Annotated in this window: 23 protein-coding genes; 7 read left to right on the plus strand and 16 right to left on the minus strand. The window is 67.2% G+C overall.

Going from position 1 to position 23,615, the window contains the following annotated elements:
- Positions 1–13: 13 nt before the first annotated feature.
- From BM004_RS26480 to BM004_RS26495, 4 genes are read right to left on the minus strand one after another with little or no spacing between them, the layout of a single operon-like run.
- On the minus strand, positions 14–1,249 hold the full coding sequence (locus tag BM004_RS26480) for a M20 family metallopeptidase (protein WP_093218036.1): 1,236 nt from the start codon (positions 1,247–1,249) through the stop codon (positions 14–16).
- A gap of 23 nt (positions 1,250–1,272) precedes the next feature.
- Positions 1,273–3,051, minus strand: coding sequence for a 2-oxo-4-hydroxy-4-carboxy-5-ureidoimidazoline decarboxylase (gene uraD, locus BM004_RS26485; RefSeq protein ID WP_093218038.1), 1,779 nt, complete (start codon positions 3,049–3,051; stop codon positions 1,273–1,275).
- A 15-nt stretch (positions 3,052–3,066) separates the two neighbouring features.
- On the minus strand, positions 3,067–4,020 hold the full coding sequence (gene puuE, locus BM004_RS26490; protein WP_093129310.1) for an allantoinase PuuE: 954 nt from the start codon (positions 4,018–4,020) through the stop codon (positions 3,067–3,069).
- 7 nt (positions 4,021–4,027) lie between these two features.
- On the minus strand, positions 4,028–4,693 hold the full coding sequence (locus BM004_RS26495; protein ID WP_233101840.1) for a GntR family transcriptional regulator: 666 nt from the start codon (positions 4,691–4,693) through the stop codon (positions 4,028–4,030).
- A gap of 102 nt (positions 4,694–4,795) precedes the next feature.
- Between BM004_RS26495 and uraH the strand changes: the two genes are divergently transcribed.
- A complete protein-coding gene (gene uraH, locus BM004_RS26500; protein ID WP_093218039.1) occupies positions 4,796–5,146 on the plus strand; it encodes a hydroxyisourate hydrolase in 351 nt (116 codons plus the stop codon).
- 4 nt (positions 5,147–5,150) lie between these two features.
- Here uraH and BM004_RS26505 read toward each other — a convergent pair whose 3' ends face one another.
- Positions 5,151–5,669 carry a hypothetical protein gene (locus BM004_RS26505; RefSeq protein WP_093129312.1) on the minus strand — a complete coding sequence of 173 codons (519 nt, stop codon included), beginning with the start codon at positions 5,667–5,669 and terminating at the stop codon, positions 5,151–5,153.
- A gap of 56 nt (positions 5,670–5,725) precedes the next feature.
- Here BM004_RS26505 and xdhC point away from each other — a divergent pair, with 56 nt between their 5' ends.
- The 3 genes from xdhC to BM004_RS26520 all read left to right on the plus strand — a co-directional run bounded on the left by xdhC (position 5,726) and on the right by BM004_RS26520 (position 9,424).
- The gene (gene xdhC / locus BM004_RS26510; RefSeq protein WP_093218041.1) at positions 5,726–6,535 is read left to right on the plus strand and encodes a xanthine dehydrogenase accessory protein XdhC; all 810 of its coding nucleotides are present in this window, start codon (positions 5,726–5,728) and stop codon (positions 6,533–6,535) included.
- A gap of 215 nt (positions 6,536–6,750) precedes the next feature.
- A complete protein-coding gene (locus BM004_RS26515) occupies positions 6,751–7,959 on the plus strand; it encodes a urate hydroxylase PuuD (protein ID WP_093129314.1) in 1,209 nt (402 codons plus the stop codon).
- Positions 7,960–8,083: 124 nt separating this feature from the next.
- Positions 8,084–9,424 (plus strand): glycerate kinase type-2 family protein, encoded by a 1,341-nt coding sequence (locus BM004_RS26520; protein WP_093218042.1) that lies wholly within the window; start codon positions 8,084–8,086, stop codon positions 9,422–9,424.
- A gap of 50 nt (positions 9,425–9,474) precedes the next feature.
- On the opposite strand, the gene BM004_RS26525 is transcribed toward BM004_RS26520, so the two are convergent.
- Positions 9,475–10,062, minus strand: coding sequence for an LURP-one-related family protein (locus BM004_RS26525; RefSeq protein WP_093129316.1), 588 nt, complete (start codon positions 10,060–10,062; stop codon positions 9,475–9,477).
- Between the two features lie 262 nt (positions 10,063–10,324).
- On the opposite strand from BM004_RS26525, the gene BM004_RS26530 reads away from it, so the two are divergent.
- Positions 10,325–11,767, plus strand: coding sequence for an NAD-dependent succinate-semialdehyde dehydrogenase (locus BM004_RS26530; protein WP_093129317.1), 1,443 nt, complete (start codon positions 10,325–10,327; stop codon positions 11,765–11,767).
- A 17-nt stretch (positions 11,768–11,784) separates the two neighbouring features.
- On the opposite strand, the gene BM004_RS26535 is transcribed toward BM004_RS26530, so the two are convergent.
- The 4 genes from BM004_RS26535 to BM004_RS26550 form a co-directional block, all read right to left on the minus strand.
- The gene (locus BM004_RS26535) at positions 11,785–12,501 is read right to left on the minus strand and encodes an MgtC/SapB family protein (RefSeq protein WP_093129318.1); all 717 of its coding nucleotides are present in this window, start codon (positions 12,499–12,501) and stop codon (positions 11,785–11,787) included.
- Between the two features lie 27 nt (positions 12,502–12,528).
- Entirely contained in the window at positions 12,529–13,116 is a 588-nt protein-coding gene (locus BM004_RS26540; protein WP_093218044.1) for an HAD family hydrolase, read from the minus strand.
- Between the two features lie 63 nt (positions 13,117–13,179).
- Complete coding sequence (mgtA, locus tag BM004_RS26545) at positions 13,180–15,945, minus strand: magnesium-translocating P-type ATPase (RefSeq protein ID WP_093218045.1); 2,766 nt, start codon at positions 15,943–15,945, stop codon at positions 13,180–13,182.
- A 214-nt stretch (positions 15,946–16,159) separates the two neighbouring features.
- The gene (locus BM004_RS26550; RefSeq protein ID WP_093218047.1) at positions 16,160–16,360 is read right to left on the minus strand and encodes a hypothetical protein; all 201 of its coding nucleotides are present in this window, start codon (positions 16,358–16,360) and stop codon (positions 16,160–16,162) included.
- A 459-nt stretch (positions 16,361–16,819) separates the two neighbouring features.
- Here BM004_RS26550 and BM004_RS26555 point away from each other — a divergent pair, with 459 nt between their 5' ends.
- A complete protein-coding gene (locus tag BM004_RS26555; protein WP_177206614.1) occupies positions 16,820–17,674 on the plus strand; it encodes a protein kinase domain-containing protein in 855 nt (284 codons plus the stop codon).
- Between the two features lie 53 nt (positions 17,675–17,727).
- On the opposite strand, the gene BM004_RS26560 is transcribed toward BM004_RS26555, so the two are convergent.
- Positions 17,728–18,291, minus strand: coding sequence for a hypothetical protein (locus tag BM004_RS26560; RefSeq protein ID WP_177238192.1), 564 nt, complete (start codon positions 18,289–18,291; stop codon positions 17,728–17,730).
- 178 nt (positions 18,292–18,469) lie between these two features.
- On the opposite strand from BM004_RS26560, the gene BM004_RS26565 reads away from it, so the two are divergent.
- Entirely contained in the window at positions 18,470–18,940 is a 471-nt protein-coding gene (locus BM004_RS26565; RefSeq protein WP_093218052.1) for a low molecular weight protein-tyrosine-phosphatase, read from the plus strand.
- 4 nt (positions 18,941–18,944) lie between these two features.
- On the opposite strand, the gene BM004_RS26570 is transcribed toward BM004_RS26565, so the two are convergent.
- From BM004_RS26570 to BM004_RS26590, 5 genes are all read right to left on the minus strand, one after another.
- Positions 18,945–19,373, minus strand: coding sequence for an acyl-CoA thioesterase (locus BM004_RS26570; protein ID WP_093129325.1), 429 nt, complete (start codon positions 19,371–19,373; stop codon positions 18,945–18,947).
- Entirely contained in the window at positions 19,373–20,674 is a 1,302-nt protein-coding gene (locus BM004_RS26575) for a TRAP transporter large permease (RefSeq protein WP_093218053.1), read from the minus strand. Before BM004_RS26575 ends, BM004_RS26570 begins: the two co-directional genes overlap by 1 nt.
- On the minus strand, positions 20,671–21,195 hold the full coding sequence (locus tag BM004_RS26580; RefSeq protein WP_256220056.1) for a TRAP transporter small permease: 525 nt from the start codon (positions 21,193–21,195) through the stop codon (positions 20,671–20,673). Before BM004_RS26580 ends, BM004_RS26575 begins: the two co-directional genes overlap by 4 nt.
- Positions 21,196–21,272: 77 nt before the next feature.
- A complete protein-coding gene (locus BM004_RS26585; RefSeq protein ID WP_093218055.1) occupies positions 21,273–22,322 on the minus strand; it encodes a TRAP transporter substrate-binding protein in 1,050 nt (349 codons plus the stop codon).
- 38 nt (positions 22,323–22,360) lie between these two features.
- Positions 22,361–23,602, minus strand: a complete 1,242-nt coding sequence (locus BM004_RS26590; protein WP_093218057.1) for an alpha-hydroxy acid oxidase — start codon at positions 23,600–23,602, stop codon at positions 22,361–22,363.
- Positions 23,603–23,615: the final 13 nt, after the last annotated feature.

Consider the following 23,615-nt stretch of genomic DNA (forward strand, 5'->3'; position numbering starts at 1 on the left):
GGAAAAAACAGGCTCAGGCCAGCAGGTCGCTCAGCGTGCGCGCGATCACCTTGGTGGCGCGGCGCAGGTCTTCGAGCACCACGCGTTCGTCGCTGCGCTTGGCGTGCGACTCGAGCACGGTGCGCGGGCCGGCACCGTAGATCACGCCCGGAATGCCGGCTTCGCCGTACAGGCGCACGTCGGTGTACAGCGGCGTGCCCATGGCCTTGATGGGCTCGCCGAACAGCTCGCCGCCGTGCTTCTGGATCGCCTCGACCAGCGGCTTGTTGCCCGCCAGCGGCTTCATCGAATTGGCCAGCAGCATGCGCTTGATGTCCACCGTGATGCCTTCGCTCTCGGCGGCGGCATCGGCGATCACCTGGCGGATGTTGGCCTCGACCTCGACCGGATTCTCTTCGGGGATCATGCGGCGGTCGAGCTTGAACACCACCTTGCCGGGCACCACGTTGGTGTTGGTGCCGCCTTCGATGCGGCCCACGTTCAGGTACGGGTGCGTGATGCCCGCGACCTTCGACGTCACCTTCCGGTAGAGCGTGTTCTGCGCGTAGAGCGCGTTCAGGATCTTCGTGGCGCCCTGCAGCGCGTCGATGCCGGTGGTCGGAATGGCCGCGTGGGCCATCTTGCCGTTCACCGTCACCTCCATCTGCAGGCAGCCGTTGTGCGCGGTGACCACTTCGTAGCTGAAGCCGGCCGCAATCATCAGGTCGGGCTTGGTCAGGCCGTTCTGCAGCAGCCAGCCCGGGCCGAGGAGGCCGCCGAACTCTTCGTCGTAGGTGAAGTGCAGCTCGACGCTGCCCTTGCTCGGCTTGGCAACGGCCTCGAGCGCGCGCAGCGCGAAGGTGAAGCTGGCGAAGTCGCTCTTGCTCACGGCGGCCGCGCGGCCGTAGAGGCTGCCCTCGGCAATCTCGCCGCCGTAGGGGTCGTGCGTCCAGCCGTCGCCGGGGGGCACCACGTCGCCGTGGGCGTTGAGGGCCACGGTGCGGCCGCCATCGCCCTCCTTGCCGTACTTGCGGCGCACGATCAGGTTGGTGATCGACTCGAGCCCGTAGTCCTTCACGTCCTGCGCGGGCACGGCGTGCTTCTCGGCGTCGAGGCCGAAGTCCTTCAGCAGCTCGGCGGTGCGCTCGGCGTGCGGCGCGTTGTTGCCGGGCGGCGTGTCGGTGGGCACCTGCACCAGTTGCTGCAGGAACTTCACTTCTTCGTCGAAGTGGGCGTCGATCCAGGCGTCGAGTTTGGCGTAGTCGGTCATGGTTGTTCTTCTGTTTGCGTGAATCAGTGGGCGTGCTCGGTGGCGAGGTTGTCCAGCAGGAGCTGGAAGGCCTGCACGGCGAGCTGGATGTCGTCGTTGGTGCTCGATTCGAGCGGGTTGTGGCTGATGCCCGAGTTGATGCCGCGCACGAACAGCATGGCCTGCGGCATCACCTCGTGCAGCTTCATGGCGTCGTGGCCGGCGCCGCTGGGCATGCGGAACAGCGGAAGGCCCAGCGCGTCGACGGCCTTTTCCCAGCGCTGCTGCCAGGCGGGCGCGCTCGGCGCGGCGGCGGCGCGCATGGTTTCCTCGAGCTCGTAGCGCACGCCGCGGCGCTCGCAGATGTCCTTCAGCGCATCGACCACGTCGGTGGCCAGCGCGTCGCGCTGCGCGTTGTCGGGCGCGCGCAGGTCGAGGCTGAACTTGCAGCGCCCCGGCACCACGTTGATGGAGCCGCTGGGCACCTCGAGCATGCCCACGGTGCCGACCGAGTCGCCGTCTTTGGCGGCGCGCTGCTCGGTGTAGAGGATGAGTTCGGCCACCGCGGCCGCAGCGTCGCGGCGGCGGTCCATGGGCGTGGTGCCGGCGTGGCTGGCCATGCCGATCACCTCGCCCACATAGCGCACGCTGCCGTTGATGGAGGTGACGATGCCCAGCGGCAGGTCGAGCTCGGTGAGCACCGGGCCCTGCTCGATGTGCACCTCGACAAAGCCGAGGTAGCGCGTGGGGTCGCGCTGGATCTTCGGGATGTCGGCCTCATCGAGACCCGCATGCCGCATGGCCTCGCGCATGGTGATGCCGTCGGCGTCCTGCTGGTCGAGCCAGCGCGCATCGAAGTGGCCGATGAGCGCGCCCGAGCCCAGGAAGGTGGCCTTGTAGCGCTGGCCTTCCTCCTCGGCGAAGCCCACCACCTCGAAGGCGAAGGGCAGGCGCCGGTTCTGCCTGCTGAGCTCGCGCACGCAGGCCATCGGCACGAAGATGCCCAGGCGCCCGTCGTACTTGCCGCCGTTGCGCACGGTGTCGTAGTGCGAGCCGGTGAGCAGGGTGCGCGCGCCGGGCTGCGTGGCCTCGTAGCGGCCCACCACGTTGCCGACCGCGTCGATGTGCACGGAGTCGAAGCCGCAGTCGCGCATCAGGCCGGAGATCTGCGCGGCGCAGGCGCGGTGCGCGTCGGTCAGGTAGGTGACGGTGAGCTGGCCCTTCTCGGCATAGCCCGGGTCGGTGTGCACCGAGAGCTGCTCCTGCCAGTCCCACACGTCGTTGCCCAGCGTGACGTCGGCGGCGAACTTGTCGTTCAGGCGGATCTCGGCAATGCGGTGGATGTTGCGCAGCGCCTCGCCCAGCTCGAACGACGGGTGGTTGTGCAGCCGGCGCGCAAAGGTGTCGATGATCTCGCGCTTGGCCAGGCCCGTGCCGCGCGGGCCGCGCACCGCCAGGATGAACGGGAAGCCGAACTTCGCGTTGTAGTCGGCGTTGAGCTGCTGGATCTGCGCGAACTCCTCGGGCGTGCAGTCGGTCAGGCCGGCCTTGCTCTGCTCGTTGGTCGACTCGGCCGTCAGCGTCTTGCTGACCATGGCCTTGCCGGCAAGCTCGGGGTGGGCGCGGATCAGGCCGATCTGCTCGTCGGCGGTCGATGCCGCAAGGGCCTGCACCAGCGAGTGCTTGAGGTGCGCGAGCGAGCGGAACGGGCGCGAGGCCAGCGCGCGCTGGGCGATCCACGGCGAGTGCTCGTAGACGCCGTCGAGCAGCGCGACGGCTTCGGCGGGCACGGCCGCGTTGAGTCGGGAGATGGTCAAGCTCATGGTGCGGCTCCGGCGTCAGATGGGTGCGAAGGGATGCGCCTGTTTCCAGTGGCGCGCGATGTCGACGCGGCGGCAGACCCACACTTTGTCGTGGGTGGCGATGTGGTCGAGAAAACGCTGCAGCGCGGTGATGCGCCCGGGCCGTCCGAGCAGGCGGCAGTGCATGCCGATGCTCATCATCTTCGGGCTGTTGTCGCCGGCGGGGTCGCCTTCGGCGTAGAGCGCGTCGAAGGTGTCCTTCATGTACTGGAAGAACGGGTCGGCGTGCGAGTAGCCCTGCGGCAGCGCAAAGCGCATGTCGTTCACGTCGAGCGTGTACGGCACGATGAGCTGCGGCACCACGCTGCCGTCGGTCTTCTGCACCTTCATCCAGAAGGGCAGGTCGTCGCCGTAGTAGTCGCTGTCGTACTCGAAGCCGCCGTAGTCGGCCACCAGGCGGCGCGTGCGCGGGCTGTCGCGGCCGGTGTACCAGCCCAGCGCGCGTTCGCCGGTGAGTTGCTCGATGGCTTCCATGCCCAGGCGCATGTGCTCGCGCTCGGTGGCTTCGTCCAGGTTCTGGTAGTGGATCCAGCGCCAGCCGTGGCAGGCGATCTCGTGGCCCAGTTCCTTGAAGGCCGCGGTGAGCTCGGGGTAGCGCTGCAGCGCCATGCCCACGCCGAACACGGTGAGCGGCAGGCCGCGCTTTTCGAACTCGCGCAGGATGCGCCACACGCCGGCGCGCGAGCCGTACTCGTAGATGCCTTCCATGCTGATGTGCCGGTCGGGGAAGCTCGCCGGGTTGAACATCTCGGAGAGGAACTGCTCGGAGCCCGCGTCGCCGTGCAGCGTGGCGTTCTCGCCGCCTTCTTCGTAGTTCAGCACGAACTGCACCGCGACGCGCGCGCCGCCGGGCCATTGCGCATGCGGCGGGTTGCGGCCGTAGCCGGCCAGGTCGCGGGGGTAGGGCAGGGTGGTGTCGTAGACGGTCATAGGCTTTTCAGGACAGCGCCAGCGAGATGTCGTTGGTCGGGACCTTGCGGTCGAACGTGAGGTTGGCCTCGACATGCTCGAGGTGTTCGGTCATGAGGCGCACGGCGCGCTCTTCGTCGCGCGCGGCCAGCGCCTTCACGATGTCGGCGTGCTCGTCGTTGGAATGCTCGGCCGCGCTGGTGCTCTGGTACATCAGCGTGATGAGGGCGCAGCGCGAGATGAGCTCGCCCAGGATCTGCGCCAGCACCGTGTTGCCCATGAGCTCGGCCATGCGCACGTGGAAGTCGCCGAGCAGCTCGGTGCGACCCGAGATGTCTTCGCCCGACACGGCGGATTTCTCCAGCGCCACGTGCTCCTTCAGCGCCTTGATCTTGGCGGGCGTGACGGTGCGCACGAACTCGCGCGTCATCTCGGCCTCGAGCATGCGGCGCACGGCGAACACCTGCTTGGCCTCGTCGACCGCGGGCGCCGCCACGAAGGCGCCGCGCGCGGGCTCCAGGCGGATGAGCTTGTTCTGCGAGAGCTGAAAGAGGGCTTGGCGCACCAGCGTGCGGGATACGCCGAAGTGGTCGGCCAGCTTCTGCTCGGCCAGCTTGGTGCCGGGCTGAAGCCGGTGCTCGACGATGGCCTTCGTGAGGGCATCGACGATCGAACGGGTGGTGGAGGACTCCATGTTTTTCATGATAGACTCAAAGGCGTGAACTGTATACACTTTTGTCCACCGGAATATCCCGCACCTCCCCATCCGACTTTCGGACTTTTCAAGGAGCCCCCCATGGGCCTGAGCACACACGTACTGGACACGATGCATGGCGGCCCGGCCGCGGGCATGGAGGTGGCGCTGTACACCACCGACGGCGACGCCGCGACGCTGGTGAAGCGCTTCACGCTGAATTCGGACGGCCGCAGCGACGGGCCGCTGTACGACAACCACTCGCTGAAGGCCGGCACCTACCGCCTGGTGTTCGACGTGGCGAGCTATTTCAAGGCCCGCGGCGTGGAGCTGCCGCAGCCGAACTTCCTGAACAAGGTGTCGCTGGACTTCGGCGTGGCGCACACCGACCAGCACTACCACGTGCCCCTGCTCGTGAGCCCGTGGAGCTACTCCACCTACCGCGGCTCCTGATGTGTCAGTCGCCCTGCTGCTGACCTTCGGTCAGCGTGTCGAGCTGGAAGCGCCCGCTCTTGTCCCACAGCCAGGTGTCGGTCCACGTGACCGCGCCCAGGCGGGTGGCGGCGGGGAAGGGCGCGGCCTGCAGCACGGCGCGCTCGATCTCGGCGATGACCTCGGGCGCATGCTGCGGCGCGCGCAGCCAGTGCAGCGAGACCACCTTGCCGCCCGCGTCCAGGTTCACCTGCAGCGTGCCGACCGCGTACAGGATCGGCGGCAGTTGCCCGCCGTAGATGCGCGAGCGGTTGATGTCGTAGATGTGGCGTGCCGCGTCGCGGCGGTACTCGCGCGGCGTGGCGGCGCTCGAGGCGCGCGGCACGCGGCCGGATGCGCCGGCGCCCGGCGCGGACGCGCTGCTCAACTGGCCGGGAACAGCCCCCGGGCCGGTGCTGCCGCAGCCGGCGAGCCACAGGGCGGAAAGAACGGAAGCCGCCAATCCAAGGCGGGCGAAGCGGCGGGGCGTAAGCTGGCGATTCATCGCCGGGTTTATACCGTGAGTCTTCGCGGGCCGGGCAACCGAAGGTATCGACAACGATGAGCGGCGCGGTCGACCAATTGCTGGCGCGTCTTCGCCATGAAGACGGCGTGCTGGTGCGCGTGGCGTCCACGCAGGGCTCGGCCCCGCGCGAGGCCGGCACGTGGATGGCGGTGTGGGCCGACGGCCTCACGGCCACCATCGGCGGCGGGCAGCTCGAGTTCCAGGCCACCAAGGAAGCGCGCGATCTGCTGGCCGGCGCGCGCGCACCGTTCGACGGCATCCAGCGCTATCCGCTGGGCCCGAGCCTGGGGCAATGCTGCGGCGGGGTGATGTACCTGTCTTACCAGCGCATCACGTCGGCCGATGCAACGGCGCTGCAGCGCGAACTTGTCGCGCAGCTCAAGCCCGTGGCGCTGTTCGGCGGCGGCCACGTGGGCGCCGCGCTGGCGCGCCTGCTGGCCGCGCTGCCGTTCGCGGTGCGCTGGATCGACAGCCGCGACGGCGTCTTCCCCGACGCGCTGCCCGCGCAGATCGACACCGAGCATTCCGAGCCCGTGCAGGACGCCGTGGCCGCGCTGGCGCCGGGCAGCCGCGTGCTCATCATGAGCTTCAGCCATGCCGAAGACCTCGACATCGTCATCGCCTGCCTGAAGCGCCTGCGCGAGCGCGACGACCTGCCGTACATCGGCCTGATCGGCAGCAAGACCAAGTGGGCCACCTTCAGCCACCGGCTCGAGGCGCGCGGTTTCACGGCTGGCGAGCTGGCCCGCGTCACCTGCCCGATCGGCGTGCCCGGCATCACCGGCAAGGAGCCCGAGGTGATCGCTGTGGCGGTGGCGGCACAGTTGTTGCAATCGCTGGGCTGAACAGGGTTTTCCCGGCGGCATCGCCTCAAAAAACCATCCCGTCCCTTGCCAAAACTGTATACACTTTCAGTCCACAACAAGCCGCAGCGGAGCGAGGCCCATTTCATGGAGCCTGCGTTCGCGGCACTTTCTCTGCTTACAGTGCCCGCGGTGGTGAGCAGGCTGAAACCCCTCCTTGGCGCTCTCACGCGCCAACAGGGTTGAGAGAGAAGCACATGGAAAGCTACTACCTCGACTGGGCGAACCTGCTGCTGCGCTGGGTCCACGTCATCACCGCCATCGCATGGATCGGCGCCTCCTTCTACTTCGTGATGCTGGACAACAGCCTCGAGAAGCCGCAGGACCCCGAGTCGCTCGACAAGGGCGTGGGCGGCGAGCAATGGGCCGTGCACGGCGGCGGCTTCTACAACATGCAGAAGTACGCGCTGGCGCCCAAGAAGCTGCCGGACCACCTGCACTGGTCGTACTGGGAGAGCTACAGCACCTGGATCACCGGGTTCTCGCTGTTCACCATGTCGTACCTGTGGAACGCGAGCACGTACCTCATCGACAAGTCGAAGATGGACTGGCAGCCCGGCGCCGCCATTGCCGTGGCGCTGGCCTTCTTCGTCGTGTTCTGGATGGTCTACGACGGCATCTGCCAGATCTTCGGGCGCCGCAAGAACGGCGACACCATCGTCGGCGTGCTGATTGCGCTGTTCATCGTCTTCGCGACCTGGCTGGCCTGCCAATGGTTCGCGGGCCGCGCGGCCTTCCTGCTGGTGGGCGCCATGATGGCCACGACCATGAGCGGCAACGTGTTCTTCTGGATCATTCCCGGCCAGCGCAAGAACGTGCAGGCCCTGCGCGAAGGCCGCCCGGTCGACCCGGTGCACGGCCAGCGCGGCAAGCAGCGCAGCGTGCACAACACCTACTTCACGCTGCCGGTGCTGTTCGCGATGCTGAGCAACCACTACAGCTTCACGTACACGCACAAGTACAACTGGATCGTGCTGCTGCTGATCATGCTGGGCGGCGCGGCCATTCGGCAGTTCTTCGTGGTGCGCCACCGCTTCAAGCTGGGCAATGCGGGCAACCCGCTGCCCTACGCGCTGGTCGGCATCGTGGTGCTGGGCCTGACCATCGTCTGGATGAAGCCCGAGCCGGCCGCCGCACCGGCGGTGGCTGCTGTCGCCGCGCCGGCCGTGCCTTTCGCCGACGTGCAGAAGGTGCTGGAGCAGCGCTGCTTCATGTGCCACGGCGCGGCCGTGCAGATGAAGAACGTGCGCGTCGACTCGCCCGAGCAGGTGGCCGCGCATGCGCAGGCGATCTACCAGCAGGTGGTGGTCACGAAGATCATGCCGATGAACAACGCGACAGGCATCACCGACGAAGAGCGGGCGCTGATCAGCCGCTGGTTCCAGGCTGGCGCCAAGACCAACTAGCGCACAGGGACAGACCGCAAGAAGACCGCCATACAGGCCGTACAGGCCGTACAGGCCACCACGGATTGGCGATTGGCGGGCCTACGGCCCGCAGCACAATCGCAGGACTGGAGACAAAGCAGCCATGACCGCACCGACCCCCGCCTTCGGCCCCACCCCCGATCCGCGCGAAGCACCGCGCGCCTTCCTCGAACATCTCTACCGCGTGGCGGTGGACCGCGCACTGCCGCTGTCCACCCTCGGCGCCCACCTGCCGAAGCCGCCCAAGGGGCGCACGGTGGTGCTGGGCGCCGGCAAGGCCGGCGGCTCGATGGTGCAGGCCCTCGAAGCCCTGTGGCCGGCGGATGCGCCGCTCTCGGGCCTCGTCGTCACCCGCTACGACCACATTCCGCCGCGCCCCGAGGGCCTGGCGCAGCGCATCGAGCTCGTCGAGGCCGCACACCCCGTGCCCGACGCGGCCGGCCAGCAGGCCGCCGAGCGCATCCTGGCGCTCACGCAAGGCCTCACGGCCGACGACCTGGTGCTGTGCCTGATCTCGGGCGGCGGCTCCTCGCTGCTGGTGCTGCCCGCCGACGGGCTGACGCTGGCCGACAAGCAGCGCATCAACAAGCAGCTGCTCGAAAGCGGCGCGGGCATCGGCGAGATGAACTGCGTGCGCAAGCACCTGTCGCGCATCAAGGGCGGCCGCCTGGCTGCCGCCTGCGCCCCGGCCCGTGTGGTCACGCTGACGATCAGCGACGTGCCCGGCGACGACCCGGCCGTCATTGCCAGCGGCCCGACCGTGCCCGACGCCACCACCTGCGCCGACGCGCTCGCCATCCTCGACCGCTACGGCATCGAGGTGCCCGCGCCGGTGCGCGCGCAGCTCGAAAGCGGCGCGCTCGAGACGCCCAAGCCGGACGACGCCGTCTTCAAGGGCCACGAGACGCACATGATCGCCACGCCCCAGCAGTCGCTCGAAGCGGCCGCCCAGGCGGCGCGCGAGGCGGGCATCGAGGTGCACATCCTGAGCGACGAGATGGAAGGCGAATCGCGCGAGGTCGGCAAGGTGCATGCCGCGCTGGCGCGCGCCGTGGCGCACCGCGGCCAGCCCTTCGCGCGGCCGTGCGTCATTCTTTCGGGCGGCGAGACGACGGTGACCATCCGCCCGCGCCAGCCCGGCCAGGCCAAGGGCCGCGGCGGGCGTGCCGGCGAGTTCTGCATGGGGCTGGCGGGTGCGCTCATGGGCCAGCCGCAGGTGTGGGCGCTGGCGGCGGACACCGACGGCATCGACGGCGTGGAAGACAACGCGGGCGCCTTCGTCACGCCCGACACGCTGGCGCGCGCCGCGGCCGCCGGGCGCAAGCTGTCGGACCACCTCGACCGCAACGACGCCTACGGCTACTTCGACCCCATCGGCGACCTGTTCGTGACGGGGCCCACGAACACCAACGTCAACGACTTCCGCGCGCTGCTGGTGCTGTAGGGCCCGGCCCGCTCCGGTGGGGACGGGGGCGGCTCATGGCCGCCGGACCGTCACTCCTTGAGGACCATGTCGATGCACATCACCGCCGCCACGATCAGCAGGCGGCGGGCATCGTCGGCCGGCACGCCCGGGTCGATCGACAGCATGTAGTTGTCGGCGGTGGTGAACAGCTCCTTGCCCAGCCCGGCCCATTTCTTGGACACGGCGGCGAGTTCGCTGCTGCCCTGCACGAAGCGGAAGTCCCAGCTGGTCCACTTGCCCTTGAGCGTGCAGGCCATGCGCTCCTGCGCGTCGAGCACGTCGAACTTGCCGCCGATCGAGAAGAGCTTCTGCTTGAAGTAGCCGACGACCTGGTCGTTGCCGTCGAGCACCTCGACCTTCGACAGGAAGATGGACACGCCGCGGCGCACCGACAGCACCTTCTGCCCCTCGGGCGTCGACACCACCACGTCGAACGGCGTGAAGCGCTTGTAGTCGGTGAAGCGCAGCAGCTTGCTGAAGAAGCCGAGGTTGGGCTCGCGGCATTCCAGGATCTTCTGCTGCGAATGCGGCTCGAAGATGTCGTAGTTGTTGGCGGCCTTGAAGATGCCTGCGTGTTCTTTCACGAAGAACAGGTTGTTGCTGAGCGCTGCGTGCATGGATTTCCCTCGGTCCTCTGTTGGTGTTGGTTTGGCGGGGATTATGTTCGGCGCGCATGACCCGCCCGTGCCGCTCCGCTGGCCGTGCCGTGACCCTGCCCGTAACCGGCGGCGGACGGGGTTTGCGAACTCGGGTTAATCTATGCCCCCGGCGGCCTCAAGGCCGCTGTTGTTGCCGTTGTCGCCAGCGCACCCCCGGGTGCCGCGCCGTACACCCAGATTTCCCCTTTTCATCCCCAGTCCTCGAAGGAAAAAGTTCGCCATGACCGCCACCTACACCGACACCCGCCTGCTGATCGACAACGAATGGGTCGACGCCACCGGCGGCAAGACGCTGGACGTCGTGAACCCCGCCACCGGCAAGGCCATCGGCAAGGTGGCGCATGCCAGCATCGCCGACCTCGACCGTGCCCTGGCCGCCGCCCAACGCGGCTTCGACACCTGGCGCAACACCCCCGCCAACGAACGCGCCGCCGTCATGCGCCGCGCCGCCGGCCTGATCCGCGAACGCGCCGGCGACATCGCGAAGCTGCTGACGCAGGAGCAAGGCAAGCCGCTGGCCGAAGCCAAGGGCGAAACCCTGGCCGCCGCTGACATCATCGAGTGGTTCGCCGACGAAGGCCGCCGTGTCTACGGCCGCATCGTGCCCTCGCGCAACCTGGCCGCGCAGCAGCTCGTGCTGAAGGAGCCGCTGGGCCCCGTCGCCGCGTTCACGCCGTGGAACTTCCCCATCAACCAGATCGTGCGCAAGCTCGGCGCGGCACTGGCCACCGGCTGCTCGTTCCTGGTGAAGGCACCCGAAGAAACCCCGGCATCGCCCGCCGCGCTGCTGCAGGCTTTCGTCGACGCCGGCATTCCGCCCGGCACCGTGGGCCTGGTGTTCGGCAACCCCGCCGAAATCTCGAACTACCTGATCGCCCATCCGATCATCCGCAAGGTCACCTTCACCGGCTCGACCCCGGTGGGCAAGCAGCTGGCCGCGCTGGCCGGCTCGCACATGAAGCGCGTCACGATGGAACTGGGCGGTCACGCCCCGGTGATCGTGGCCGAAGACGCCGACGTCGCGCTGGCCGTGAAGGCCGCCGGTGCGGCCAAGTTCCGCAATGCCGGACAGGTCTGCATCTCGCCGACCCGCTTCCTGGTGCACAACAGCCTGCGCGAAGAATTCGCCCGCACGCTGGTGAAGTACACCGAAGGCCTGAAGCTCGGCGACGGCCTGGCCGAAGGCACGACCATCGGCCCGCTGGCCAACGCCCGCCGCCTGACGGCCATGGCCCATGTGCTGGAAGACGCGCGCAAGAAGGGCGCCACCGTGGCCGCCGGCGGCGAACGTGTCGGCGACACCGGCAACTTCTTCGCCCCCACCGTGCTGACCGACGTGCCGCTGGACGCCGACGTGTTCAACAACGAACCCTTCGGCCCCATCGCCGCCATCCGTGGCTTCGACAAGCTCGAAGAAGCCATCGCCGAAGCCAACCGCCTGCCGTTCGGCCTGGCCGGGTATGCCTTCACCAAGTCGATCAAGAACGCGCACCTGCTGAGCCAGAAGCTCGAGCTGGGCATGCTCTGGATCAACCAGCCCGCCACGCCGTCGCCGGAAATGCCTTTCGGCGGCGTGAAGGATTCGGGCTACGGTTCGGAAGGCGGCCCCGAGGCACTCGAGGCTTACCTGAACACCAAGGCGGTTTCGATCCTGGGCGTTTAAGCCGGCTCACTCATCGCTCATTCCTCGGCGGTGGCATTCCAGAAGGCTTGCTGCACGCCGTCGAGCGATTCGAGGTCTTCAATGACACGGTCGAGCTCCGCGGGCTCGACCGCTGTCGCGTACAGCGTCGCACCGATCTCGGTGTCGGCCGGCCCGAACGGGTGCTGGTCGACATCGCGCACCGGGTAGTTCGCGGCTTCGAGCAACAGCAGCAGCTGGTCCATCACCTCGGGCCGCGCCGCGCGTGAGCAGATCACGCGCACCACGTACGTCGCTTCACTCGCTTCCTCGCTGATCGGCTGGCGGTTGATGCGGTTCACCACGGGCCGCAGCAGCGTGTTGCTGGCCAGCACGAACAGCGCCGCAATCACCGCTTCCCCCAGCAGGTCCGCGCCCGCGCAGGCGCCCACCGCGGCCGACCCCCACAGCGTGGCGGCCGTGTTCAGCCCCGTGACGTTGGCGCCTTCCTTCATGATCGCGCCCGCGCCCAAAAAGCCGATGCCCGACACCACGTAGGCCACCACGCGCACCGCGCCGCCGCTGCCGTCGAGCCGGTTGGCCATGTCGACGAACACCGCGGCACCCACCGCCACCAATGTGTTCGTGCGCAGGCCGGCGGTGCGTTGCCGAACCTGGCGCTCCAGGCCGATCAGCGAACCGAGGATGAAGGCGGCCGCCACGCTGATGAAGGTGTCGACCAGCGAGAGCAGGTTGATGTTCTGGATGGCTTGCATCGATGGTTCCCTCTTGTCGTTATGTCTTCATGCCGATGTTCGATCGGCCGGCGGCGGCGTGCCGGCCTGGCTCTGCATGTGCTCGCGCCAGTTGCGCTTCTCGACGCGCCTGACGTTCGGCACGCCCGCCAGGTGCGCCAGGTACGCCGCCAGCAGAGGCAACTCCGCATCGCTCCTGTCGCCCACGAACTCGCGCACCGTCACCAGGTTGCCGTAGCTCCTGGCGTACTTGGCCGGCGTGTCGTCGACCGCAATGATCGATTCGAGCGCATAGCCCCTGGACTTCAGTTTCTGCAGGTTCTTGACGCTCTGGTACTCGCCCGTCGTCCAGTCCCGCGTCGTGGTGCAGCGCCCGCTCGACCAGACGAACTCCAGCGCGCCGGCCGGAAAGATGCGTTCGACGACCTGCGCCGCATAGCTCTCGCCCGACGCGGTCCAGACGCCGACCCTGAACTGCGCAAGCACGGTGCTCACGAAGCCGGCAAGGTGCGGTCGCAGGTGAACGCGGTAAGGCCCGACGCGGAAGTCCTCGTCGTGCGCGAGCGTGCTTTCGGTCGCGTGGATCAGCGTCTCGTCAAGGTCCAGCACGAGCAGTTTGCGGGTCTGAAATGTCATGTGCGTGTCGAAGGGGCTCGCAATGGCGGTCGACGCATATTAGGGGCGATCGGGGCGGGCGCGTCACTGCCACCCGTACCGCCGCGCGTACCACCCCTTCACCGCCTGCGTCAGCAGCGCGTAGCCGACCAGCATCGCGACCAGCCACGGGAAGTACGCGAGCGGCAACGCCTGCAGCTTGAAGTAGTGCGCCAGCGGCCCCATCGGCAGCCAGATGCCCACGGCCGCGATCGCCCCACCCATGATCAGCAGCGGCCACGCCGCGCGGCTTTGCAGGAACGGAATCTTGCGCGTGCGGATCAGGTGCACGATCAGCGTCTGCGACAGCAGCCCTTCGACGAACCAGCCCGACTGGAACAGCGTCTGGTGGTCCACCGAATTGGCCGCGAACACGTACCACATCACCGTGAACGTGAGGATGTCGAACACCGAGCTCAGCGGCCCGAAGAACACCATGAAGCGCCCCAGGTCGGCCGGATTCCAGCGCTGCGGGCTCTTCAGGAATTCCTCGTCCACGTTGTCGAACGGAATCGCGATCTGCGACACGTCGTACAGCAGGTTCTGCACCAGCAGGTGCAGCGGCAGCATCGGCAGGAACGGAAGAAACGCGCTGGCCACCAGCACCGAGAACACGTTGCCGAAGTTCGAGCTCGCCGTGAGCTTGATGTACTTGAGCATGTTCGCGAAGGTGCGGCGCCCCTGGATCACGCCTTGCTCCAGCACCATCAGGCTCTTCTCCAGCAGGATGATGTCGGCCGACTCCTTGGCCACGTCCACCGCGCCGTCCACCGAGATGCCGATGTCCGCGGCGCGCAGCGCGGGCGCGTCGTTGATGCCGTCGCCCATGAACCCGACCACGTGGCCGTTGGCGTGCAGCGCGTGCACGATGCGCTCCTTGTGCGCGGGCGTGAGCTTGGCGAACACCTGGTGCGCCTCGACCACCAGCCGCAGGTCGGCGTCGATCATGTCCTCGATCTCCCGGCCGAGCACGATGCGCCCCACCGCCAGGCCCACGTCGGCGCACACCTTGCGCGTGACCAGCTCGTTGTCGCCCGTCAGCACCTTCACCGCCACGCCGTGCTCGGCCAGCGCGCGCAGCGCGGGCGCGGTCGATTCCTTCGGCGGATCGAGGAAGGCCACGTACCCCAGCAGCGTGAGGCCCGATTCGTCGGCCACGCCGTAGGCCGGCTTCTGCGCCTCGGTCTTCAGCGCGCGGCTGGCCACGGCCACCACGCGCAGGCCCAGCGCATTGAGCTCCGACGCCACGCGATGGATGCGCGCCATCACCTCGGCGTCGAGCGCCAGCACCTCCGCGCCGCGCTCGACCGACGTGCACACCGACAGGATCTCTTCCAGCGCGCCCTTGCAGATCAGCAGGTGCTCGCTGCCGCCGTTGGCCACCACCACCGACATGCGGCGGCGCGAGAAGTCGAAAGGCACTTCGTCGATCTTGCGGTAGGCCGTCTGCAGGCGCGTCTCGAGCTGCATCTCGGCGTGGCTCAGCACCGCCTTGTCGAGCAGGTTCTTCAGCCCCGTCTGGTGGAAGCTGTTGAGGTAGGCGAACTGCAGCACGTGGTCGGAGTCTTCGCCCCACGCGTTGGTGTGGCGCTCGAGCACGATGCGGTCCTGCGTCAGCGTGCCGGTCTTGTCGGTGCACAGCACGTCCATCGCGCCGAAGTTGTGAATGGCCTCGAGCCGCTTGACAATCACCTTCTGGCGCGACATCACCACCGCGCCCTTGGCCAGCGTGGCCGTCACGATCATCGGCAGCATCTCGGGCGTGAGGCCCACCGCGATCGACAGCGCGAACAGCGCCGCCTCCCACCAGTCGCCCTTGGCCACGCCGTTGATCACCAGCACCAGCGGCGCCATCACCAGCATGAAGCGGATCAGCACCCAGCTCACGCGGTTGATGCCCGCCTGGAACGCGCTGGTGCCGCGGTCGGTGGCCGTCACGCGCTGCGCGAGGGCGCCGAAGAAGGTGCGGTCGCCCGTGTGCACGATGAGCGCGGTGGCCGTGCCGCTGATCACGTTGGTGCCCATGAAGAGCAGGTTCTCGCGCTCGAGCACGCCGGCGTCGTGCGCGCCGCGGTCCACCACGAACTTCTCTACCGGCATCGCCTCGCCCGTCAGCGCCGACTGGCTGATGAACAGGTCCTTGGCCGTGAGCAGCCGGCCGTCGGCCGGGATCATGTCGCCGGCCGACAGCGCGATCACGTCGCCGGGCACCAGGTCGCGCATCGGCACCTCGACGCGCACCGTGCCGGTGTGCGCGGTGTCGAAGCCTTCGTCGCTCGCGGCGCCGGCCTTCTGTCCGGGCGCGGGGCGCAGCACCGTGGAGGTGTTGCTCACCATCGCCTTGAGCCGGTCGGCCGCCTTGTTGGAGCGCGACTCCTGCAGGAAGCGCAGCACCGTCGACAGCACCACCATGCTGCCGATGACGAGCGTGGCCTTCATGTCCTCGGTGATGTACGAGACCAGCGCCAGCACCGTCAGCAGCAGGTTGAACGGATTGCGGTAGCACTGCCACAGGTGCTGCCACCAGGGCAGCGGTTGCTCGTGGCGCACCTCGTTGCTGCCGAGGCGCTTGCGCAGCACCTGGGCGTGGCCTTCGCTCAGGCCGCGCGGCGAGCTGTCGAGCTTGACGAGCATCTCGCCGGCATCGGTGCGCGAGGCGGTGCTCAGTGCCTTGGCGATGTCGGGCGGCATGCTGAGCGAGCCGGCGGCGACGGGTTTCGAGCCCAGCAGCGATTGCCAGCGCTCGAAGTGATGCAGCATGTGGCGGCTGCGCAGGAAGCTTTCGAAGAAAGACTTCAGGACGTTTTTCATGGGGTTCTCCTTCGGGGCGGCCGCCGCCCGCCCAGGGAGAACCGCGGGCCTCAACAGGCCAGGGTCAACCCTTTGCGAAGCGCGGCGGCGGGCCGCGGTGTTGCTGCAATCGATCGAAGCGAAGGGGGCGCGCTAAGGCGCCAACAAGAGGCTGGGTCCATGGTGTGCTCCTGGGTTGCTTGCAGGTTGAAGGGAGGCCGAGCGGGCGGGCGGCTCAGCGGCGCGGCGCGCTGGCCGGCTGGAGCACCAGGAAGCTGCGGATGCGGCGCGTGGTCCAGAGCGCGGCGGCCTGGTCCAGCGCGGCATCCACGACCGGTTCCAGCGCGTTCGCGGTGGAAGCGCCGCTCGGCACGTGCGCCGAGGGGCGAACGCGCTGCGGTTCGTGAGGCTGACGACGAAGATGAAAGTGACGCATGACAAGGCTCCTTCGCGTTGAAGGGCCTCGCGCGCGAACACGCCAAGCTGACTGAAAAAGTCAGCAACGAGAACGACGGGAATCGGAAGGGGAGAACCGCTCGCCGCGAAGGGCAAGAGGGTCACGCTGCGTGCACGACGGCAACACAGCGCGAGGGAGCCTGCGCTAGAGAGCCGGGTGTGTCACGCCTGCCGAGGCACGCGTCTTGTCACTGATCCAACTGGCACTGTCCACGCACGGGGCTCCGAAATGAAGATTGCCAATTGTTGCACTGCGGCATGCGTGCGGTCAACCCTTGGGGTGCGGTTCCAGAGCAGGCCGAAAGGTCTTGTCGCGCCTGTCGCACGGTTTGCCGAAGGCACTGAAATCGGATGGCCAGAACCCACTGATGGAACCGTGGCGTTGCTGTCGTTACTCACGATTGCGTCGATGTTGGCGTGGCTTCGAGGGGTACAAAGAATGTCTACAGTCTCTTCCCAGATCGGGACCCAGGCGCTTGCACAGCAGACGCTGAGCGATGTGCAGGGTTCGCCATTGCCGCGCACGACAGTCGTGGCCGGTGGGAACTCCTACGTCTACGACGCTCACGGTCTTATCGCGTCAGGGGCCGACGGCAAGGTCTTCCTTGGCAAGGACGCGCGCGATGGCGATGTCTGCATCAAGGTCGCCAAGGACAGTGGGTTCGCTGCCGCGGGCACTGAATACCGGGCGCTGTCCCTGCTTGCGCCACATGCTTCGATCGTCGCGTCGCTGGACTATGACGAGACTTCGCACACGCTCGTCATCGAAAGATGCGATACCAAGATCGACAAGGCGGAAGAGCTTTCGAAGGGGATCAACGTCAAGGCCGGGTGGATCGCCTCTCTCAAGGAGGGTGTCGACTTCATGCATGCGAAGAGCGTGGCGCACGGCGACCTGAACATGAAGAACATGCTGCTGAAGAGCGATCAGGCCTTGATCGCCGATTTCGGCGGAGCAAAGATTTTCGGTGACCAGCTCTCGTTGACCCTGCCACTGGACCCTTCTCTAGAAGGTCTGGGAATAGATGCGCCGACCATCACGAAGCAACAGGCGATGGAGGACGACAAGAAGGACTTTCTCAAGATGTCCTTCAACATCCTGGCGGCAAGGCTGGGGGACAGAGAGCTGCCCACAGGGGCGGAGCGAGATACGGCCCTGGCAGACTTGCCGAGCTCGGCACGCGAGATCTTCTTCGGCGACGCTTCCGTCAGTGATCGCTACCAGCGCTTGCCTGGGTTGCTGGCGCAGCTGAAATCTCCGCAGGAGGTCGTAGACCTGTCGAAACTGGCATGAGGCCTCGCGGGGCGGCTGGGTCTGCTCCTGTGTGAATGGAGCGCCATGTCGGATCAAGGCGATTGAGGCTTGAGCAAGCGTTGAACCGCTTTCGCTTCCTTCTCGGCCTCGCGGCGCCTGAACTCGGCGCCTGCAAGAAATTCGATGTCGCAGATTGCCAGTTTCGTTGGGCAGATCAGTTGGATCACCACCTCTGCTTTGGCCCATTGGGTGAAATTGCCGTTCGGGTAGCGGCCGGAATCGCTTGGTCCACCAAATCGACGTTCGATCGATGAACTGATCAATGACTCCTGGCTCATGGGCAGCCTTCCGACCGTGACGCTTTCCAGGATTCCCCTCGAGTCGATCGTGAGCTTGGATTCGCCGAGCCCAACCCATGCGGGCGACTTGTCGTCCGGAAGCATGACGCGTCCGCTTTGCTTCTTGTTCTGGTCTACGGATGGCTGAACGAGCCAGCACGCGACGCTGGAAGCCTTGGCATTCCTGGCGCATGACTTGATGGCATAAGGTATCTTTGCTCCGAGCGGGAGTCCGAAGATCTGGAACTGCTCCTGCGCCATTGCCGTGCCAGCTAAACCTGCAAGCGCGATAAGCGCGATGCATCTTGCTACTCTCATCTTTCAGATCACTCTCTGGTTGCGAAAACGCGAACGATTATGTCGTCTCCGACGCGGGCCCCGAGGATGCGAAAGGAATGAGGGCTCAAGCGATGGATCTCGTTGACGTGAAGATACCGCTGCTGCATCTGCAGCTTCTTCGGACTGGTCAAGACTATTGATATTTTCGTTTTTCCGCATGAAAAAGACAGCGATCCTGTTCGTTTGCACAGGCAACATCTGCCGCTCCCCCACAGCCCACACCCTCCTCATGCACAAGGCCCGCGCCGCAGGCTTCGACGTCGAAGTCGACAGCGCCGCCATCTCCGATGAGGAGCGCGGCAACCCACCCGACCGGCGCTCCGTGGCCGAGGCCAAACGCCGAGGCATCGAGATGCATGCCCATGCCGCGCGGCAGGTTCGCAGCTCCGACTTCGCGCGCTTCGACCTGATCATCGGCATGACCGCCCAGCACTGCGCCGCGTTGCGCAGGCTCGCGCCCGCAGGAACGCAAGACACGATCCACCTCTTCACCGAATTTGCCGACGGCATCGAGGGCGACGTGCCCGACCCGTGGTACGGCGGCCAGCAGGACTTCATCGAGGTCTTCGACCTGATCGACCACGGCGTCGACGGCCTGCTTGCGAAGCTGCAGGCCGAAGCACGCTGAAGGCCTACTCGCAGAGCGCCCGGATCGACGGCGGAATCTGCACCGCGCGAATACCACCCCCTTCGCGCTTCGCCCCGAAGATCCGCACCTCCTCGCACTCGAGGATCAGATCGTCCCCGCGCGTCACGCGGTACGTCTGCACGAAGCTCTTCTCGCGCCACTCGGTGATCCGCACTGCAATCTGCAGCGTGTCCCCATAACTCGCCGCCTTCACGAAGCGCGTGTGCGTGTCGACCAGTGGCGTGCCGATCACGCCGAGCGTCTCGGTGGTTTCCTCCCAGCGCGGCACGCCGCACTCGGCGAAGAAATGCCGCGAGGCCGCATCGATCCAGCGGAAGAAGTTGGGAAACCAGACGATGCCGGCGGGGTCGCAGTCGCCGAATTCGACGCGGGCGGTGTAGACGACTTCCTTGATGGCGGTGGTGTTGCTCATCAGCCCATTCTCGTCGGCAGCCACAAGGCAATGACAGGGAACGCGATCAGGATCACCAGCCGCACGATGTCGGTCACGATGAACGGCAGCACGCCCTTGAAGATGGTGGTGAAGCTCACGTCCTTCACCACGCTCTTGATGACGAACACGTTCATGCCCACCGGTGGATGGATCAGCCCCAGCTCCACGGTCATGACGATGATCACGCCGAACCAGATGGGGTCGAAGCCCAGGTGCACGATCACCGGGTAGATGATGGGCACGGTCAGGATGATCATGGCCATCGCGTCCATCAGGCAACCCAGCACCAGGTACATGAGCATGATGAGCGCGAGCACGCCGTAGCGGCCGATGCCCAGGCCGGTGAGGAACTCGGTGAGCTTCTGCGGGCTCTGCGTGATGGTGAGGAAGTAGCCGAACAGCAGCGCGCCGATCAGCACGGTGAACACGGCCGCCGCGGTGCGCGTGGCCGACAGCAGCGCCTCGCGGATCTTCGGGCCGTCGAGCTTGCGCCGCACGAGGCCGAGGATGAACGCGCCGCTCGCGCCCACGCCGCCCGCTTCGGTCGGCGTGAAGAAGCCGCCGTAGAGCCCGCCGATGACGAACACGAACAGCACCAGCGGCGCCCACACGTTCTTCAAATCCTTGAAGCGTTCCGACCACGGCTTGACCTCGCCGCCGGGCAGCCAGTCGGGCCGCAGCTTGACGATGATGGCAATGGTCAGCACGTACATGGCCATCGCCAGGATGCCGGGCACGATGCCCGCCATGAAGAGCTTGCCGATGTCCTGCTGCGTGAGGATGGCGTACACGGCCAGCACGGTCGAGGGCGGCAAGATCGCGCCCAGCGTGCCGCCCGCGGCAATCACGCCGGTGGAGAACGACTGCGGGTAGTTGAAGCGCCGCATCTCGGGGTACGCCACGGCCGAGAACGTGGCGGCCGTGGCCACCGACGAACCGCAGATGGCCGCGAAGCCGCCGCACGCGACCACGGTGGCCACGCCGAGCCCGCCGCGCAGGTGGCCGATCATCGAGTTCGCGGCCTTGAAGAGCTCGCGGCTCACACCCGACACCGACACCAGCGCGCCCATCAGCATGAACATCGGGATCACGCCGAAGGTGTAGTCGGTCACGGTGCGCATCGAGGTCTGGCCCACCAGCTTCAATGCGGGCCCGGGCCCCACGAGGTAGCTGTAGCCGACCACGCCCACCAGGCCCATCGCCATGCCGACCGGCACGCGCAACAGCATCAGGACAAACAGGGCGACGAAGCCCAGCACTGCAACTGCATCGGGGCTCATTCGTCGGCCTTCTGTTCTGCGTGAACTTCTTCGAGTTGTTCGGGGTGAAAGATCAACCGGTAGGTGCGAATGGCGATCAGCAGCACGGCGCACACGTCGCCGGCCCAAGCCACCGCATAGAAAGGCCAGGTCGGAATGTTCAGGTCGTAGGTCTGCACGTTGTCGACGTAGGTGCCGCGCACCTTGTCGAACAGCATGGCGGTCTGCACTGCCACCACGAACAGCAGCACCAGCGTGGCGAACACGTCGATCACGCGCTTCATGCGCGGGCTCGCCGCGGTCCACACCAGGTCGACCGTGATGTGGCCGCCCCGGTAGCTGGTGGCCGCAATGCCCCAGAAGATCAGGATGCCCAGCAGCATGCGGCCGAAGTCGTACGCGTCGGGGATCGAGGTGTCGAAGAACTTGCGCAGCACCACGGCCACGAAGATGTTGAGCGCGACGATGCCCACGAAGATGGCGGCGAGCCATTCGATGGTGTTGATCGCGCGGTCCATGTAGCTGGCAGATCGGCTGGCCATGTGTCTCCGTCTTTCCTGTCTTTCTTGTGTTTCGGTCTTTCCTGCAAAAAGCCCCGCACTCGGCGGGGCGTGAAGCGTCAAAGTGCCGACTTGTATTTGGCGAGGCTGGCCTTCAGCGCATCCATCACGGCCTTCGGGTCTTCGCCGACCTTCTTCACGCTCTCGGCCCATTGCGCCTCCGACGGCGCGGCGGCCTTGCGCCACGCATCGAGCTGCTCCGGCGTGAGCTTGTAGATTTCGTGGCCCGGCAGCGCGGCCATCTTGGCGTGGCCCGCGAACTCGAAGTCGGCCCACGGCCCGGCCACCTTCTGCGCCCATTCGCTGGTGCAGTGGTCGTCGATGACCTTCTTCTGCGCGACGGACATGGCGTCGTACTTGCCCTTGTTCATCACCCACACGAAGGGCGTGACGTACAGCGGCGCGTCCATGTGGTACTTCACCACCTTGTCGATGCCGAACAGGCCGATGGAGCCCCACGGGAAGGTGATGGCGTCGGCCACGCCGCGCTCCAGCATGTCGCGCGACTCGGGCGCGGAGGCCTGCACGTTGGTGCCGCCCAGCGAGGTGATGAGCTGGCCCACGGTGCTGGTGGCCGGGCGCACCTTCATGCCCTTGATGTCGCCGGGCACGGTGATCTTCTTGCGCGCGTGGAAGGTGCCGGGGTCGTGCACGAACGCGAAGCAGTACTTCACGTCCTTCATTTCCTTGGCCGCGTAGTTGCGGTACCAGGCGTCGATGGCGGCGGAGCCTTCCTTGCCGTTGGCGAACAGGAAGGGCAGCGACGCGCCCGCCATCACCGGGAAGCGGCCCGGCTGGTAGCCGGGGTTCACGTACGAGAAGTCGGCGATGCCGTCGCGCGCCATGTCGTAGTGGTCGAAGGCCTTGCCGAGCTGCTCCGACGGAAACAGGATGGCGGTGAGGGTGCCGCCCGATTCCTTCTTGATGTCGTCGGCCCACGCCTGCAGCGCGGGGTTCAGCGGATGCTGCGCGGGCACCCAGCTCGAGAGCTTGAGCTGCACGGGTTTGTCCTGCGCCTGCACGGCGGAGGTGCCGAGCGTGAGCGCGGCGCCGGCTGCTGCAAGCGCAAGGGCCAGCACGGTCGGGTGAGGGTGGCGGGTGGTTTTCATGGTCTCCTTCGTTATGTCTTTTGAACTGGTTGCGCAATCTAGGCAGTCGCGTGCACGGGGTAAATGGAGGGTTTCCCGTGCGTGTTTTCCTTGAGCTGTGCCGCGGCATGTTCTTGTTCGGTGGGCGAACGGATTTCGGGCCGATCGACATGGCGCGGGCCGAGTTCGCGCGTGTGCGTGGCGCCCAGCAAGGTCATCGTGCGTTCGGTTTCCTGCGCCAGCAGCTGCAGCACCGACAGCGCGCCTTGTTCGCCGCCGGACGCCAGGCCGTAGATGGGCGCGCGGCCGACCAGCGCGGCGCGCGCGCCTAGCGCCAGCGCCTTCACCACGTCGCTGCCGCGCCGCATGCCGCCGTCGACCAGCACCGGGATGCGGCCGTCCACCGCCTCGACCATGGCGGGCAGCGCCGCGATGCTGGCCGGTGCCGCGTCGAGCTGGCGGCCGCCGTGGTTCGACACCACGATGGCGTCGGCGCCATACCGCACGGCGCGCTTCGCGTCTTGCGCACCGAGCAGGCCCTTGACGAGCAACGGCCCGTCCCAGAGCTTGCGCAGCCAGCCCAGGCTGTCCCAGGTGAGCGAGCGGTCCATGGCGCGTGACAGCAGGGCGGCCTGTGTCTGCGCCGAAACGGGCGCGCCGTCGTCGTCGGGCAGCAGGTTCGCGAATTGCGGCATGCCACCGCGCGCCAGCCGCAGCAGCCACGCGGGGTGGCGCGCCATGTCGAGCAGTGTGCCGGGCGTGAGCCGCATCGGCACACGAAAACCGTGCCGCAGGTCGCGCTCGCGCAAACCGCTGACGGGCACGTCGACCGTGAGCACCAGCGCTTCGAAGCGGGCGGCGCGCGCGCGGCGCACGATGCGCTCTGCAATGGCGCGTTCGCCCATCACGTAGAGCTGCATCCACAGCAGCGCATCGGGCGCGGCGGCGCGCACGTCTTCGAGGCGCGTGTTCGATGCGGTCGAGAGGATGAACGGCACGCCCGCGGCTTGCGCGGCGCCGGCCAGCAAGGCATCGGCGCGCGGACGCACCAGGCCCGCGAGCCCAATGGGCGCGATGGCGAAGGGTGCGTGCCAGCGGCGTCCGAAGAGCTCGATGCCGATGTCCACCGTGCGGGTGTCGCGCAGGCACTCCGGAACCAGCGGCAGGGCCTCCAGCGCGTCGCGGTTGCGCCGCATGCAGCGCTCGTCTTCCGCGCCGCCGTCCACATAGTCGAACACCAGGCGCGGCAATACGCGCCGGGCGCGGCGGCGGTGGTCCTCGACGTTGAGCAGCAGGGTCATCGCGGCGCTTCCG

The sequence above is a fragment of the Variovorax sp. OK212 genome, assembly GCF_900112425.1.
In the GTDB taxonomy this organism is placed as follows: domain Bacteria; phylum Pseudomonadota; class Gammaproteobacteria; order Burkholderiales; family Burkholderiaceae_C; genus Variovorax.